Below are 16046 nucleotides of genomic sequence, written 5' to 3' on the forward strand. Positions count from 1 at the left end.
GTGGTTCGAAGCTTAATCTTGCGGCGGATCTGCAACCAAGCGGCGCGCAGCAATTGTGGATATTAGATACTTATGGCTTTATGATCGCCGGATTTTTGGTGACGATTAAAACGCTTGGCGAACGGATCGGACGCTGGAAGCTGCGATCCAGGCGCCGGGAAGCTTGATCTGCCAAATGTCGCGTTATCACTGGTTGCTGTTCTGCGATCGTCTACGGATTGAAGGAATGGGCGAGCTACGAACCGGGATGGATGCCGTTATCTTATGTTCGTGATCAATTCCTGATAAGAAGGAAAATGAAGAATATTGTCGAAAAATACATCATGATGAGAAAATATACTTTTATTATAATAATCGTTTTATTCCTTTCCATGCTGACTGGAGGACGGCTCGTCTGGCTAGAGATATTCAAGCCCGGCGATCAGCCCTTCGCATATCAAGGAAAGCTGGATTTGCGCGGGTGGAATGCAAGTAACGGCAAGACGGTAACACTCGACGGCGAGTGGCGGTTCTATCCCGGTGTCTTGCTCATGTCGGATGAATGGGAGGAGGAGCTGCCGGAGGAGAATGCACAGCATATGTCGATCCCTTCAGGCTGGAATGAGGGGTCGTATCCGGGATTATCGACCCCCTACGGCTTCGGCAGCTATCGGCTGTCCATTGTTGTCGATTCGTCGAATGAAGCTTACAGCATCTACGTGCCCAGCGTACGCAGCTCCTCCCAGCTATATGTCAACGACCGCTTAATTGCGGCTTCTGGATTTCCCGCTCCTAACGCAGAGGAGCATATAGCTGAGAATGAACCGTATATTGCAACCTTCATGGCCGATGAGCAAGGTACGATTGATGTTGTCATCCAGGCTGCCAATTATACGGACTCGCGCAGCGGCGGACTCATTCGTTCGCTCAAGTTCGGTACGGATGAAGCAGTCTACGCCGAGAAGCAGCGTTCTATGGCGGCGCAGCAGCTGATTGCGGCCGCTTTGGTGATCCAGGCGGTCTATATGTTCGTTTTATATGCCATTGAAAGAAATAAGTCCCGCTTTTATTTTGCGGTGGCCATGCTAAGCTTTACGCTTATTCTTGTGAACAGCAGTGAAGACAAGCTGTTGCTGCAATGGCTGCCGATTACGCATGACTGGAGCTTTAAGCTGCTGTGTCTTGCCTTAACGATCCTCTTTTATGCGATACTTCAGACGTTGAGCTCTCATATTCCCGATGCGTGGCGAAAGGGCGTGTTGCGATTTTACAGAGTTGCCGCTTTCGCGGGAATTGCAGCGAGTATTCTTATTCCTCCCCAAGGCGGAAATGTTTTGCAATACGTGATCTTTTTGACCTCTTTTCCCATTCTGATTCTGCTTGTCATATCTGTGTTCCGAATGGCGGAGAAGGGGTTGGGGGCCGGCCTGTTGCAGTTTCTGGTCTTTCTTGCGTTTGCGAATCATATAGCCTGGTGGCTGTTTTTTATCATGACAGGGTTTAAGCTGCTTTATTATCCCTTTGACCTGATATTGGGTATGGTTTTATTGTCCGCGATATGGATTAAGCGTTACTTCGACATGTATGCCGAACAAAAGGCGCTTGCAGCGAGGCTGGAGAATGTAAATCGCAAAAAGGATGAATTTCTCGTCAATACGTCCCATGAGCTCCGCAATCCGCTGCACGGCATTATCAATATGTCGCAGGTTGTGCTTGAAAGGGAACGCGAGACGCTCAGTGAGTTAAGTGTTCGCGAGATGGAAACCGCCCTTAAAATAGGCAAGCGTATGTCCTATCTGCTTAATGACTTGCTTGACGTTGCGCGGCTGAAGGAGAAAGGTATGCGGCTTCAGACCGAAAGCGTCTCCTTGAAGCCTGTCGTTGACGGCGTAATGGAAATGGTTCGCTATATGGCGACAGGGAAAACTGTGGAGCTGTCGAACCGGATTCCGGAATCATTCCCTACCGTTCTGGCGGACGAGAATCGACTCACTCAAATTATTTTAAATCTGCTGCACAATGCGATGAAATTTACGCCTCAAGGGGAGATCAGTGTTGAGGCGCAGATTGTGAAGGAGAAGGTGCACATTACCGTATCGGATACCGGCATCGGCATGGATCCAGAGACGATTCGCAAAGTGTTCGAGCCATACGAGCAAGCTGGCTCATTGAGCGGGTACGAAGGCGGGTTCGGCTTGGGACTCAACATATGCAAGCAACTCGTAGAGCTGCACGGCGGCACAATCAAGGTTCATTCCGCTCCTGAAAAGGGCTCACAATTTACGTTCACCTTAAAGCCTGCTGAGCGAATGAGTGGGGATGTTCTGAAGGAGCGTGATGAAGCCGCTGAGCCTGATCAGCTGCCCTTTGCAGCGACTACGCTGGAGCCTGCTGCGCTGCTTAAGTTTCGTGATGACGGGCATCAAGCTCCGATGCGTCTTTACGGTACGGAACGTCCGCGCATACTTGCAGTGGACGATGATGCATTGAATTTGGGCGTAATTACGTCTATTCTGTCCAAGGATGATTATGAGGTTGTAACGGTGACGAAAGGTGAAGAGGCGTTGGCGCTCGTGCATGAGCAGAAGTGGGAGCTGATTATTACGGATGTGATGATGCCTGGCATGTCCGGGTATGAATTAACCTCCCGCATACGGGAGCGTTATACAGTGTCCGAACTGCCCGTCCTGTTGCTTACCGCCCGCAGCCGTCCGGAGGATATTGAAGTCGGCTTTTGGGTCGGTGCCAACGATTATGTGACCAAGCCTGTCGAGGCAAGCGAGTTGCAAGCAAGAGTTCAGGCTTGGACGAACTTGACCACATCGATTCGGGAGCGAATTCGCATGGAGGCGGCTTGGCTGCAGGCTCAGATCGAGCCCCATTTTTTCTTGAACACATTGAATTCGATTGCCGCTCTGCATACAGTCAACCCTGATCTGATGCAGGAGTTGATCGCCTACTTCGGAGACTTCTTGCGAGAGAAGTTCAAGATGAAGAATGTAGGGACGTTAGTTCCATTGAAGGATGAGCTGACGCTTGTTCGTTCCTATTTGTTTATTGAGAAAACAAGATTTGACGATCGGCTGCAGGTGGAATGGGAGGTGGATGATGGCTTGGAGGCGCTTCGATTGCCGCCATATTCCATACAGCCGCTTGTGGAGAACGCGATTCACCATGGACTGATGGAGCGGCGTGAAGGCGGTAAGCTGCTAATCAAGCTGATCCAGCGCAGCGACGGCGCTGAAGTTATCGTTAGCGATGACGGTGTGGGAATGAGCGAGGAAGTGGTGGCCGGCTTACTTAAGCCTGCTGCTGAAGGGGGAGTCGCACTTCGCAATGTGGATTTGCGATTGAAGCGACTATATGATGCAGGCCTGTCCATAAGCAGTTCTCCGGGGACAGGGACGATTGTATCGTTTGTTATTCAATAGTTTTCAGATGCTTACTGGATCGATTAGCTGGAATCGGAGGTGTTAACGTAGTCATGCAAACGGAGCAGGTGAAAAGCCGCGTCATCCTGTACGACCGGAGCAATCTGGATCGTATCGAATGGCCGGACAGCGAGGACGGTCGCTATGCCAGAGCTTATATAGAGCCGCTTATGCGGGAAGGGGCTTCAAGATTTATACGCAATGTCGATACAATGATTCTGATTGCAAGAATGGATGATCTGATATTGCCCATAACGGTTAATGAAGGCGAATATGACAATGCTTACGTGTGCTCGCCTTATACACACTATATTCGCTATGCGAGACAAGAGCTGTCGCTATTGAAGCGTCCCCGGCTGGAGAAGGGCTTATCCGCATTACTTCACGTATTGGGGTACGGAATGAAGCGTTCGCACTTGAATCGGGTTGTCCACATCAATAATTGGCTGTTGTCGACGAACTTGTTTCCTCATATGACGGGAGAACAGGTCGTAACAATATTGCATGCGGTGCGGGAGCGATTCCCCCGCCATGCGATCGTCATTCGCTCTTTATGTTCCTCTCTGCATCCGGACATGATCGCCGCCTTGCGAGAAGAAGGCTGCAAGCTGGTGCCAAGCAGGCAGATTTATCTGTACCGTAACAACGACGCTGACTGTGGCAATGCCAAAGCCCGCTGGCTGCTGAAGCGGGATTATGAGCTGATCGCCAGGAATGGCTATACGTTCGTCTCGATGTCCGAGATGACGCAAACCGATCTATCGCGAGTTGCCGAATTGTACAAGCTGCTGTACCTGGACAAGTACTCCTACGACAATCCGCAATTCAATGAGTCATTCATCTCGAGCGCTATGCAGAGCGGCGCTTTGACGATTTACGGGCTGCGCAAGGACGGAAGACTGGATGCAGTTATGGGCTATTTCAACCGTAACGGCGTCATGACGACGCCGCTGTTCGGCTACGATACGACATTGCCCCAATCCGTCGGGCTGTATCGGATGCTGTCGGCTTGCCTGATCCGGCAGTCGCGAGAGGCGGGGCACTTGCTCCATGAGAGCGCCGGCGCCGCCCAATTCAAGCGGAATCGAGGAGCCACCGCCGATTTTGAGTATTCTGCGGTGTATGATCGGCATCTGCCATTAGGCAGACGATGGTGTTGGGCAGTGCTGGAGCAAGTATTGAACGGCTTCGGCGTTCCGCTTATGCGCAAGCTGAAGCTATAGCTCGGTTTACTGAACATGATCATTCTGCTGGTTTGGCTGATTATGAAACGTTATGGGATTTCCGTCAACGGAGTCCGACTGCATTCTGGCGATGACGGATCTAGCATATTGTGACGGCGACATGCCTATGAAGGTTTTGAAGTGTCTGGAGAAGGTATGTACGCTGCTATAATGCAGCAGATCGGCAATTTCCGAGAAATTGTGCCGATGCTCGCGTATCATTTTTTTCGCTTGCTCCAGCTTTAATTGCCGATAATACTTCATGATGCTGTTCCCGGTATGCGATTTGAATATGGCAAGGGCATGGCTCTTGCTCAAGTTAAAGGCGGTATAGATCTGTTCAAGCCGAATTTCCCCAAATATGTTGTTCTCCATGTAGTCGCACATGCGGTTCACCAGCTCGCGTTCACTCCGCTGTTTGGTTAGTGGCGACAGCCGCAACTCGCCGGTGGCGGAGTCACTGCAGCTGCGCAAATGAATCAGGAACATTTCCAGATGGAGCTTGATGAGCTGCTCTGCGCCGATTGGCGCCTCCGGTCGTCTAGCTAATGTGTGGTTCCGGGGATCGTCGAATGGAGGATAAAAGGCGGCAAATCCGTTTTTGATTATTTGTGCTAGTATTTCCCTCTGATGGGCATCCAATGTGACAATTTTATTCTCAAAGAAGGCCATTTCTCTGGAGTCGCAGACGAAAGATAGAATGATAACGTTCGGAGCGACTTTTCGGTTCGCCCACACCCCGTGAAATTCGTTCGGCTTATGAAAGATGACATCGCCCTGCTGAAGACAATAGCCCTCCGTATCCGCGAACACTTCAATTTCTCCTTTGTCTACATAAACAAACTCCCAGAAGTCGTGCTTCTCCCCTTCAAATCTGAAATCCTTGGAAAACTCAAAGTAATGAAGCGAAATAATGTCCTTCACTTCAAATGATTCCTTTAGTCTTGTCCGGACAAACGGATGAGGGATGTCTGCCATTGCCTTATTCAACCTCCCATGCTGCTGATTATGTATACCATTTTAATGAAAGCGCTTGAGAATGGGAAGGGAAAGTGCGAACTTATTGCAACGATTCACGTACTTTTTGCTAAAGATTACCTGAACCGCGGAGCTTATACTGGAGAGGAATGGCTGGATTGCAAGTGAAGTGTTTGTCGAAGGGGAGGAACGATATGAACGTGTTGGCAGTAGGCTGTCATCCGGACGATCTGGAGATCGGTTGCGGAGGCACATTGGCGAAGCTCGCTTCGCTGGGTCATCAGGTCACGATGGTACATGTCGCTAATGGGGATAAAGGGCATAAGATTATTGATCCGGAGGCGCTTGCCAAGATACGCGCAGCGGAAGCGAAGTCGGCAGGCGAACTGATCGGGGCGAACGTTATAGGGCTGGATGTGCCTGACCTGTCGGTGAAGGCAGACGGAGACGAGCTGGTTCAGGAGCTGGTAGCCGTCATTCGCGATGTCAAACCGGATTTTATTATTACCCATCCGCCTGAGGACTATATGAAGGATCATATGGAAGTGTCCAAAGCAGTGTTCGACGCCAGCTTCTCCGCGACGGTACCGCATTTCAACAAGGAAGCGGGACAAGAGGCCCATCATATGGTCGCGCCGATCTATTACATGGACACGTTGGCCGGAGTCGGATTTCTTCCGACGGAATATGTGGACATCTCCGATTTTATCGACATTAAGCTGCGGATGAACAGCTGTCATGAGAGCCAGATCAAGTGGCTGTACGAGCATGACGGCATTGACTTCCTGGATTTTGTTCGGACCGTATCGAAGTTCCGCGGGCTGCAGTGCGGCGCCGCTTATGCCGAAGGCTTCAAGCAGTGTCAGGCATGGCCAAGGCTGACCGCCGCCAGATTGCTGCCGTAATCAGAATTCTAACGAGGAGAGTGCTGGACATGAATTTCATGGAGACGGTGAAAGGATCATTGCTGGAAGGCTTCTATCCGGCTGGATGGGATATGGACAGAATTGACAGATGCTGCTCGCATCCGCCCGATTCTATCGGGGAGCGGCAAGCGTTCTGGCATACACAATTCCTGCCAGTTGCTTGTGATGAGGTGGCGGAGCTGGATGTGCGAATGGGGCACGAGATCGCTATGCAGATCCGGGTATGCAAGAGTGAGGGGCGGAAGGCCGCATTCATCTTTCCAGTCGGGCCGATGGGCATGTACAAATGGGCGGTGTATTTCCTGAAGGAGTGGCAAGTGGATTGCAGTCATGTGTACGGATTCAATATGGACGAATGGAGCGACGAAGCGGGCCGAACGCTGCCTCCCGACAACCCCGGTTCTTTCCAATACGCTATGGAGCAGTCGTTCTATGGACCGCTGGGAGCCTATACGATACCCGAAGATCAACGGCATTTCGCGACAGCCGAGACGCTGCCGACGTATGCGGAGAAGATCGCCACACTGAAGGCGGAAGGAGCCAAGCTCATAACCGTATTCGGGATTGGCCGCATGATGCATATCGCGTTCTGGGAGCCGCAGTTCGCCGCGGAATATGACAGCGATGCGGCGTGGAGCAAGGCAACGCATCGACTCGCTGCGCAACTGCATCCGCTCACGATCGAACAGAATGCGATTACCAGCTTCAAGAGCCGAACGACGCTGGTATCCTGCCGCGCCAACACGATTGGACCGGGATTGTTCCTGCAGTCCGACTATATCATTGGCGGCTGCGACGGTGCCCTTGGCAGAGGGATGCAGTGGCAAGGGCTTTCGTTATGGACGACGCTTCGCTACGGTCCTGACCGGTGGCTCCCGTCCACCTATATGCCGACTTTGCCCGGCAAGCTGTTTTATTTGCAGGAACTGGCTGGCCCGCTTGGGCCGGAACTGAATTGACCAGTGAGAATAACAAATACGTGGTTGAAAACCCTTTTCGAAGGGTTTTCTTTTTGCGCGTTGAACTTATAAGTGAACAAGCAGCGATAACGAGGTGGCCTATGACAATCACAACATTTGCGAACTCCTTAACGTTCACGAAATCTAATTTTAAACAGGATGCCCTACAAGGCAAAACGATATTGATAACGGGAGCCAGCTCCGGTATTGGCGAGGCGTTGGCGTATCAGCTAGCCCATCTTGACGTTCATTTGATTCTTGTGGCGAGAAGAGGCGAGAGACTCGCGGAGATGAAACGGGAAATGGAGTCGTTATCGGCCACGGTCAGCGTATGCCGCGCGGATCTCAGAGTACAGGAAGAGATGGATGCCTTACTTGCTCATCTATCCCGGCAGCAAGGCGGGGTAGATGTCTTCGTCAGCAACGCCGGTCATTCTATTCACCGCAGACTGATGGATTCGTTGGACCGATACCATGATTTCACGCGTACGATGGCCATTAATTATTTCGCGCCTGTCCGGTTAGTGCTGGCTCTCATTCCTCAGCTCCGTCGTAATCGGGGGCAGGTCATCAATGTATCGACGATTAATGCATCGCTTATTCCGTTCCCGTATTGGGCGGCCTATCAAGCCTCCAAGTCCGCGTTCGATACGTGGTTCCGTTCCGCTGCACCGGAGATGAATGCAGCCGGTATCGCAACAACGTCAATCTACTTCCCGTTAGTGAGGACGCCCATGATCGAGCCGACGGCTGCTTATCGAAGTATGCCTGCTATGAGCCCGGATCGAGCAGCGCGCATTATCGTGAACGCCATGCTGACAAGACGCAGAATATACAGGCCTTGGTGGCTCGTATTGGGGGCAATTACCTCAGTGCTGGGACGAGGCTTATGGGAGCGGATAGCGCCGTGGTTCATGGCTAGGAGGGGGGAGTAAAGTCATATGCTGAAGTTGATTCGAGTCATGCGTCGATTGAACATGCTCTCCCCCCGCGGTGCACTTCGGTTAGCTGCTGCTATCTGGAAGTACGGCGTCAATCTGATGGCGTTGCTTAGCTTGGCGGCAAGGACGTACGGAGACCGGATTGCCGTAGCGGATGAGCGTGAGACGTTCAGCTACAGACAGTTATGGCGCCAATCCGAGCGGCTTGTGCTGCAATTCCGGCAACAGTACGGACTTGCCCGCGGCAAGAAGATCGGAGTCATGTGCAGCAATCACACTTCCTTGGTGAAGACTATATTCGCTGCGTCATGTACGGGAGCAGACATCTACTTGCTCAATACCGGGATGGGGCTGGAACGGTTCAATCAGCTGGCGAAGCTGCATGACTTCGACCTGCTGGTGCATGATGACGAGCTCACGCCGTTAGTTGTGCAATCAGCATATGTTCGCACTAGGCTGTCAAGTTATTCCGACGATCAGCCGTCGGTTAAGCGCTTAGCGCAAGCCTCTGAGCATATGACGACGATCCGGAGCAAGCGGGTAACAGCCGGGAAGATTATGCTGCTGACGGGCGGCACGACGGGAAGGGCGAAGGAGGTTCCGCATCAACCGTCGCTATTCCATTACTTGCCGCCATTCCTCACATTGTTGTCACGGCTCAAGCTGAAGGAACGGCATACGGCATACATTGCCACACCGATCTATCATGGCTACGGAATCGCCTTCCTGTTATTGTGTACAGCATTAGGGAAAAAAATCATTTTAACGTCCCGTTTCGAAGCCGCAAAATCGTGTCAGTGGATTGATAAGCATAAGGCGGATGTCGTTACAGTCGTCCCACAGATGCTGTTGAAAATGATAAAGCATGACTACGATCAATTGAAGTCGCTCGTCTGTATCGCTTCCGGCGGGGCCGAGCTTAATCCGGGGCTCGCGGAAGAGGTGCGAAGCCGATTGGGAGATGTGCTGTACAATTTGTACGGCACTTCGGAAGCGGGGCTGTGCACCGTCGCCACTCCCCAAGATATGAGGCAGCATCCTCTTACGATTGGTCGAAAAATCGAAGGACTCGAGCTATCTATTATAGATGAAGGCAAGAAGCCGGCATCCGTGGGTAAAGTAGGGCAAATGTGCATAAAACATAAACGGACGTTAATTAGTCGCAGCCATACCTGGCTGGAGACGGGCGATATGGGCTTCAGGGATGAGGGGGGATATTTTTATTGGTGCGGCAGAGTGGACGATATGATTGTGTCTGGAGGAGAAAATGTGTATCCTTTAGAGCTGGAGCGCCTGTTGCATTCTCATCCGCTCATCGAAGATGCGGCTGTCATCGGCATACCGGACGAGTGGTTCGGCCAGCGGTTGAAAGCGGTGGTGCAACGGGTTCCGAACGCTTCGTTAACGGAGGAGGAACTGTTGGCATGGTTGCGCAGCAAGGCGGCCAGATACCAGATTCCCAAGGAGGTTGTCTTCACAGACGAGATCGCATATACGAGCCTGGGCAAGCGAGACAAGAAGCGGACAGCTATCGAAGGAACGCAAGGAACACCACAGTCGTGAATTGAAGTGTATGCCATATTTTGTGTGCTGCAGATCGCTTGGCTTTGCGTCCGATTTGTATTAAAATTGACGATGCTGCATATTTATACTTGACATCAAGGAGATAGACGCATCATGACATCCAATCACGAAACACACGCGCATTCCCGGCATTCATCCCATAGCGAAGAACGTAAGAACTTGCTGCGGTTCATCATTCCTTCCTTGCTCGGCTTGCTGCTATTTGTTATACCGATCCCATGGAAGGGAGAAGTGACAGTTCCGATCGCCTTCCTGGCGAAAGCGATTGGGGGATGGCTTGCGCCATGGCTGCCGCTTGCAGCGGTATTCGTAACGATCATCGCATGGCTTGGCGCCGCCTATACGCGTTGGCTAAAGCCTGCGCGTCTGCTGCGGTTGCCGTTATGGAAGGCTTTATTTGATATATCCCGCTTCTGGTTCTTGACGCGCACATTCGGCATGCTGTTCGCGCTGCTTGTCTATTGGAAGCTTGGACCGGAATGGATCTGGTCGGAATCGACAGGCGGCCTGCTGCTGACGAGTCTTATTCCGGGATTGTTCGTCGTATTCATGCTTGCAGGCTTACTGCTTCCCCTGCTCGTTGACTTCGGCTTACTGGAGTTCTTCGGCACGCTGATGACCCGGATTATGCGTCCGCTCTTCCGCTTGCCGGGGCGCTCTTCAATCAACTGCATGGCTTCCTGGCTGGGAGACGGAACGATCGGAGTCATGTTGACAAGCAAGCAATATGAAGAAGGGTATTATACGAAGCGCGAGGCGGCGGTCATCGGAACGACGTTCACCGCCGTCTCCATCACCTTCAGCTTCATCGTGCTAAGCAACGTCGGCTTAGCCCACCTGTTCATGCCGTTCTATGTCATTGTAACGGCTGCGGGTATGATCGCGGCCGTTATCATGCCGCGTATCCCGCCACTGTCGCGCAAGCCGGACACGTATGCCGCCGGAGTGAAGCCGCCTGCAGAGGAGCAGATTCCGACAGGATGGCGTCCCTGGAAGTGGGCGCTCCATCAAGCGGTTGGCAGAGCGGAACGTCATGAAGGCGCGCGTTCGTTCTTGCGCAATGGCGGAAAGAACATTATCGATCTATGGTGCGGCGTCATACCTGTCGTCATGGCGATCGGCACCGTCGCGCTTGCGCTTGCGGAATTCACTCCGCTGTTCAAGTGGTTGGGTATACCGTTCATTCCGCTGCTACAACTGCTTGGCTTGCCTGAGGCAGAGGCGGCTTCTCAGACGATCCTCGTCGGCTTCGCGGACATGTTCCTGCCGACGCTTCTGGCGTCCGACATAACAAGCGAATTGACTCGCTTCGTCATCGCCGCATTATCGGTGACACAGTTGATCTATATGTCCGAAGTGGGAGGCTTGCTGCTCAGCTCGAAGCTGCCGATTGGTCTGCGCGACCTGATCGTCATTTTCCTTTTGCGCACCGTTATTACCTTGCCGCTTATCGCAGGCGCCGCGCATCTGCTGTTTATGTTCATGTAGGTGATCGATTAAACCAACCTTGAAGGGAGTCATTCCCATTTCAGGTTGGGGCTTTATTGTCTTTGTCTCGCGCACATCGTATACGACAATGAGTAGACGCATTGATTTGGCGAGACGTTAAAGACACCTCCAAGCCTGCTTGAATAGGAATGGAGGTGTCTTTGCTATCCGATCGATTGAATGCCCGTTCCCCAATCTTCCTTAATCAAATCCGCCGTGAGTTGTCCGGATAGCGTCACCATGGGAACGCCCCCTCCTGGATGGGTAGAGCCGCCTACGAAATATAGGTTGCGTATGAGCTCGCTTCTGCTCGGGATTTTAAAGCCTCCGTTCAGCCTGCGATCTGTCGCCACGCCGTAGATGGAACCTCCGTTAGAGCCGTATAGTGATCGCAAGTCATCGGGAATAAAGGAAGATTCGTATCGGATATGCTCGCGCAGGTTGCTCAGTCCCATACGCTCCAGCTTATCTAGAACGATCTCCCTGTATTCCGATTGGTGTGACGTCCAGCTCTCTCCATCCTTCAACGGAGGGACATGCGTAAGAACGAACAGGTTCTGCATGCCTTGTGGCGCTTGAGAAGGATCACTTCGTTCAGATACGCCGATGTAGATGGTAGGATCGGACGCAGGCACCCCTTCCTCGAAGATGTCGCGGAATTCCTTCTCCGGATTGTCTGAGAAGAAGAAGTTGTGATGCAGCAATTGCTCGTAGCTTCTGTCCACCCCCAGCAACAGAACGAGTCCCGATACAGTCGGCTTGTATCTGGTCAGATTTCTTGCTGCTTCTTCCGAGCGGGGATGCGAACGCAGTATGGTGTTATATGCGGGGATTGCTTCCAGATTGGATACGATTATATCCGCCTGCACGATTGATCCGTCCGCCAGCTTCACTCCAGACGCGCTGGAGTCTGATACAAGAAGACTCTCGACCTCACAACCGGTTCGCACCTCTATTCCCAGCTCCTCCATAAGCTTAAGCATCCCTCTTGCTAGGTTGTACATGCCCCCTTCGACATAATAAATGCCAAGACCAAGCTGGACATAGACAAGCTGGGACAACACGGCCGGTGCGGCATAAGGAGAAGAGCCGACATACATGGCGAAGAAGTCGAACAGCTGGCGAAGGCGCTTGTCCTTTATATAGCGGGCGGTGCCTTGATTCATGGACCTCATCGGATCTAGCGCCATGAGCTCCTTGAGGGTATGCAGAGACCGGAGTTCGCTGAGTCCGCTCAAGCTGTGGCTATAATAGCTCTTGCAACTTGCCTCGTACATTCTCTGGCAATATTGCAGGTAAGCCAATAATTGGCTTGCATCGCCCGAAGATATCCGTTGCATTTGGTTCAGCATCTCGGGTAGATCACTCGTGACATCAATCGTGACGCCATCTCCGTAGAAGGTTCTCCATTGCGGTTCAACGCGAATCAGCTGCGCATAATCAGACAACTTGCGTCCCGCGCTGGCGAACAGTTGTTCAAGCACCCAGGGCATTGTCAGAATGGATGGGCCGGTATCGAAGGTGAAGCCTTCTCCTGCACGAATATTCAACTTTCCCCCTACACGTTCGTTTTTCTCCAGAAGGGTGACATGATGGCCGTCTGCGGCGAGTCTGATTGCAGCTGACATTCCGCCAATCCCGCCGCCGATTACGATTGTTTTGCTTTTCATTTTTCTATCTGCTCCTTTTCGTCTAGATATTTATGATTTGGAGTTGACTTCTGCTCGCACCTTATACAAAATAGTGATATTACCCGCGAATTTGTATAATGTTTGTATCCTACTTTTCATTTGCATTCATTCTTTCATTCATTTATGCCATCAATCCGCTATTTTAAACGTAATGCCTTCGGGTTTGTCACCATACGAGTTGGGCAATAATGCTGATTGAAAAGCTTGAAGAAGGCGGTGAGGAGTCTTGGAGATGAATATATTATTGCTGGCAGCCGGTATACTGTGCGGCTTCATTCTAATGGCGGGATATAGAAGAGCGGAAGCGACCAGTTCCTACCCGCGCCGCAGAACTTGCGTTAAGGTGTCAATCATCGTTCCGGCCCGCGACGAGGAACGTAATTTGCCAAGTCTCCTTCAATCGCTGAGGAATCAGACAATGCCGCCCTATGAAGTAATTGTGGTGGATGACGGATCAAGCGACAGCACAGCCGAAATTGCTCGCGACTGGGGTGCTGACGTCGTACAACCGGGTGAGATCCCCGCGGGTTGGATTGGGAAGAGCTGGGCTTGCTGGCAAGGCGCACGGCATGCGAAAGGCGACTATTTTATATTCCTGGATGCGGATATCTGCTTGGCGGAGACTGCGCTGGAGAGCATGCTTGCCGATCGTAATCTGAGAGAGGGATTGGGCATCCTGACAGTACAGCCTTATCACATCGTGAGACAGCCGTATGAGCAATTGTCGGCTTTCTTTAATCTCATCGTCTTGATGAGTGTGGGGCCAGGCAATGACAGAACGTCAGGGAAGCTGGTCAACTGGTATAAAGCAGGCGCCTTCGGCCCTTGTCTGGCATTGGCCAGAGCTGTTTACTTTCAGTCGGGAGGACATGAGGCGGTGCGCTCGTCTGTACTAGAGCACTTTACGATGAGCGGCATCGTGTCGGGGCTGGGTCTTGCGGTAAGCAATCGAATCGGCAAAGGGATGATGTCATTTCGCATGTATTCAGGTGGATGCGCGGAATTGCTTAGAGGATGGGCGAAGAGCTTCGCTTCCGGAGCCGCTCGCACGCAGCCGTTAAGACTTGGCTCCATCATTGTATGGATTGCAGGAGCGGGGAGTGGACCCGCTATCGGAATATCCGGCTTGATACATCATAATGTCGCTTTGTTCTGTTTAGGCTGTTCCTTCTATGCCCTCTATGCGTGCCAACTCGCTATATTAGTAAGAAGGATCGGAAACTTCAGACTGTATACAGCGCTGCTGTATCCCGTTCCTTTGGCAGCTTATTTGCTCGTCTTTGCCTACTCCATTCTTCTCAGTTGCGGACTCGGTCAGAATAGCTGGAAAGGACGGGCATTGCCCGTAGGCTGGGGGCGCAACCGAAGATGAAAATGTCGGACGAACTGCTCTTGCTATGGAACGTTGTTGGATGGCTGCTTATTCATCTAGGCGTATCTTATCTGTTCAGCCGAATGCCTCTATCTTGGTTTACTGAACCGCGTAGTCCCTTTGTTGCCGGATTAATCGAGCCTTCTGCCAGAGAGAAGCTTTGGTATGAAGAGAAGCTGCTCGTGAAGAAGTGGAAGGAACGGCTGCCAGACGGAGGCGCGTGGTTCAAGAGAGGATTTGTGAAGCGGGAGCTGAGTTCGCGGCAATCGGATTACATTTCCCGTTTTTTGCTGGAGACGAGGAGGGCGGAATGGACGCATTGGTTAACCTTGGCGCTTGCGCCGCTTTTCTTCGTATGGAACGATGCTGTCGCCGACATGATAATCATCGTATATGCAATAGCGGCAAATATGCCGTTCATTATCGTTCAGCGATATAATCGTTATCGCCTTCGCAGGGTGGAGAGATCATTATGGGGAAGAGAGTGATGAGATCATGTATACCATCAAACAAGTGTCTGAGAAGCTTGGCATACCTTCAGTGACGCTCAGAGCTTGGGAGAACCGATATAATGCGGTCGTGCCGTCGCGTACAGACTCGGGTTACAGGCTTTACAACGCCGAGCAACTAGAGGAATTGAGGTGGCTGAAGGATCAGACGGAGAACAATGGGGTTCCTATTAGCCGAGCCGTGGAGCTTCTTAAGCAGCACAGGGCTCGCAAGCGAGTCTCTCTCGAATTCGGCGATCCTGGAATAACTGATGGCGACGATGCGTTAATCGGAAGCCAACAAGAGTATTTGGAGAAGCTTTACGTGCTGCTAAGCGAATTCAGGACGGACGAAGCTCATACTCTAGTAGAGATCGGGTTTACAATGTTCGGCTATGAAGCGATGGTTTACAACATATTGGTTCAGCTTATGATCAGAGTCGGAGATGAATGGGAGCAAGGTCTCATATCCGTGGCGCAAGAGCATTATATTACACAATTTGTCATTCAACGCTGTTTCCGTTTTTTTACCGTCTTTCCGGTCAATGCCGCATTGCCCAGAGCGATTGCGTTCTGCCCGCCGGGCGAGCATCATCATGCTGGCCTTCTCATTTTCTCCTTATTTCTTCGGAAACGGGGGTTAGAGGTGTTCTATCTGGGGCCGGATACGCCGGAGGACGGTCTTCATACGATAATCGCGTCGCACAACGTGCATATGGCTTGCATCTCCTTAACGAACAAGATTCTGCAAGAACAGACGATCTTGTTCATCGACAGACTGGCGGCGGGATTGCCGAATCTGGAATTCGTACTGGGCGGACACGGCTTCAGCGGACTTCCTCGGCCGTACTCGTCCTGGTTACTTCCGCCTAGTATAGAATCGTGGGATCAATGGTTTTGTCATCGTATTTCTAAATTGTCTTGATTCTTTCATCGCACATTATGTATAATGTTTGTATAATGTTAAGATGGTAAGGGGGGATAGG

The 16046-nt window shown here is 51.7% G+C and carries 12 protein-coding genes; 10 read left to right on the forward strand and 2 right to left on the reverse strand.

The features are described 5' to 3' along the window. Positions 1-296 precede the first annotated feature (296 nt). Positions 297-3410 (forward strand): hybrid sensor histidine kinase/response regulator, encoded by a 3114-nt coding sequence (locus ACFQ2I_RS03330; protein WP_377562175.1) that lies wholly within the window; start codon positions 297-299, stop codon positions 3408-3410. A gap of 53 nt (positions 3411-3463) precedes the next feature. After that, positions 3464-4633 (forward strand): GNAT family N-acetyltransferase, encoded by a 1170-nt coding sequence (locus tag ACFQ2I_RS03335; RefSeq protein ID WP_377562176.1) that lies wholly within the window; start codon positions 3464-3466, stop codon positions 4631-4633. Between the two features lie 6 nt (positions 4634-4639). On the opposite strand, the gene ACFQ2I_RS03340 is transcribed toward ACFQ2I_RS03335, so the two are convergent. Then, the gene (locus ACFQ2I_RS03340) at positions 4640-5611 is read right to left on the reverse strand and encodes an AraC family transcriptional regulator (protein WP_377562177.1); all 972 of its coding nucleotides are present in this window, start codon (positions 5609-5611) and stop codon (positions 4640-4642) included. 194 nt (positions 5612-5805) lie between these two features. On the opposite strand from ACFQ2I_RS03340, the gene ACFQ2I_RS03345 reads away from it, so the two are divergent. The 5 genes from ACFQ2I_RS03345 to ACFQ2I_RS03365 all read left to right on the forward strand — a co-directional run bounded on the left by ACFQ2I_RS03345 (position 5806) and on the right by ACFQ2I_RS03365 (position 11509). Then, on the forward strand, positions 5806-6516 hold the full coding sequence (locus ACFQ2I_RS03345) for a PIG-L deacetylase family protein (protein WP_377562179.1): 711 nt from the start codon (positions 5806-5808) through the stop codon (positions 6514-6516). A 29-nt stretch (positions 6517-6545) separates the two neighbouring features. Next, positions 6546-7496 (forward strand): glucosamine-6-phosphate isomerase, encoded by a 951-nt coding sequence (locus tag ACFQ2I_RS03350; RefSeq protein ID WP_377562180.1) that lies wholly within the window; start codon positions 6546-6548, stop codon positions 7494-7496. Positions 7497-7597: 101 nt separating this feature from the next. After that, complete coding sequence (locus ACFQ2I_RS03355) at positions 7598-8431, forward strand: SDR family NAD(P)-dependent oxidoreductase (protein WP_377562181.1); 834 nt, start codon at positions 7598-7600, stop codon at positions 8429-8431. A 6-nt stretch (positions 8432-8437) separates the two neighbouring features. Then, entirely contained in the window at positions 8438-10000 is a 1563-nt protein-coding gene (locus ACFQ2I_RS03360) for an AMP-binding protein (protein WP_377562182.1), read from the forward strand. Positions 10001-10114: 114 nt separating this feature from the next. Further along, positions 10115-11509, forward strand: a complete 1395-nt coding sequence (locus tag ACFQ2I_RS03365) for a YjiH family protein (protein WP_377562183.1) — start codon at positions 10115-10117, stop codon at positions 11507-11509. Between the two features lie 164 nt (positions 11510-11673). Here ACFQ2I_RS03365 and ACFQ2I_RS03370 read toward each other — a convergent pair whose 3' ends face one another. Then, entirely contained in the window at positions 11674-13179 is a 1506-nt protein-coding gene (locus ACFQ2I_RS03370; RefSeq protein ID WP_377562184.1) for a phytoene desaturase family protein, read from the reverse strand. Positions 13180-13432: 253 nt separating this feature from the next. Between ACFQ2I_RS03370 and ACFQ2I_RS03375 the strand changes: the two genes are divergently transcribed. The 3 genes from ACFQ2I_RS03375 to ACFQ2I_RS03385 are packed head-to-tail and all read left to right on the forward strand — an operon-like array spanning position 13433 to position 15985. After that, the gene (locus ACFQ2I_RS03375; RefSeq protein WP_377562185.1) at positions 13433-14572 is read left to right on the forward strand and encodes a glycosyltransferase family 2 protein; all 1140 of its coding nucleotides are present in this window, start codon (positions 13433-13435) and stop codon (positions 14570-14572) included. Then, positions 14569-15060, forward strand: a complete 492-nt coding sequence (locus tag ACFQ2I_RS03380; RefSeq protein ID WP_377562186.1) for a glycosyl-4,4'-diaponeurosporenoate acyltransferase CrtO family protein — start codon at positions 14569-14571, stop codon at positions 15058-15060. Before ACFQ2I_RS03375 ends, ACFQ2I_RS03380 begins: the two co-directional genes overlap by 4 nt. A gap of 7 nt (positions 15061-15067) precedes the next feature. Further along, the gene (locus ACFQ2I_RS03385) at positions 15068-15985 is read left to right on the forward strand and encodes a MerR family transcriptional regulator (RefSeq protein WP_377562187.1); all 918 of its coding nucleotides are present in this window, start codon (positions 15068-15070) and stop codon (positions 15983-15985) included. Positions 15986-16046 lie beyond the last annotated feature (61 nt).

Origin of the sequence: Paenibacillus chungangensis, assembly GCF_042675905.1 — a bacterium.
GTDB classification, from domain to species: Bacteria; Bacillota; Bacilli; order Paenibacillales; family Paenibacillaceae; genus Pristimantibacillus; species Pristimantibacillus chungangensis.

Excerpts from the sequence above, each read along its gene's own strand:
- ACFQ2I_RS03330 (WP_377562175.1), top strand. The coding sequence starts at position 297 with ATGAAGAATATTGTCGAAAAATACATCATGATGAGAAAATATACTTTT.
- ACFQ2I_RS03335 (WP_377562176.1), top strand. The coding sequence starts at position 3,464 with ATGCAAACGGAGCAGGTGAAAAGCCGCGTCATCCTGTACGACCGGAGC.
- ACFQ2I_RS03340 (WP_377562177.1), bottom strand. The coding sequence starts at position 5,611 with ATGGCAGACATCCCTCATCCGTTTGTCCGGACAAGACTAAAGGAATCA.
- ACFQ2I_RS03345 (WP_377562179.1), top strand. The coding sequence starts at position 5,806 with ATGAACGTGTTGGCAGTAGGCTGTCATCCGGACGATCTGGAGATCGGT.
- ACFQ2I_RS03350 (WP_377562180.1), top strand. The coding sequence starts at position 6,546 with ATGAATTTCATGGAGACGGTGAAAGGATCATTGCTGGAAGGCTTCTAT.
- ACFQ2I_RS03355 (WP_377562181.1), top strand. The coding sequence starts at position 7,598 with ATGACAATCACAACATTTGCGAACTCCTTAACGTTCACGAAATCTAAT.
- ACFQ2I_RS03360 (WP_377562182.1), top strand. The coding sequence starts at position 8,438 with ATGCTGAAGTTGATTCGAGTCATGCGTCGATTGAACATGCTCTCCCCC.
- ACFQ2I_RS03365 (WP_377562183.1), top strand. The coding sequence starts at position 10,115 with ATGACATCCAATCACGAAACACACGCGCATTCCCGGCATTCATCCCAT.
- ACFQ2I_RS03370 (WP_377562184.1), bottom strand. The coding sequence starts at position 13,179 with ATGAAAAGCAAAACAATCGTAATCGGCGGCGGGATTGGCGGAATGTCA.
- ACFQ2I_RS03375 (WP_377562185.1), top strand. The coding sequence starts at position 13,433 with ATGAATATATTATTGCTGGCAGCCGGTATACTGTGCGGCTTCATTCTA.
- ACFQ2I_RS03380 (WP_377562186.1), top strand. The coding sequence starts at position 14,569 with ATGAAAATGTCGGACGAACTGCTCTTGCTATGGAACGTTGTTGGATGG.
- ACFQ2I_RS03385 (WP_377562187.1), top strand. The coding sequence starts at position 15,068 with ATGTATACCATCAAACAAGTGTCTGAGAAGCTTGGCATACCTTCAGTG.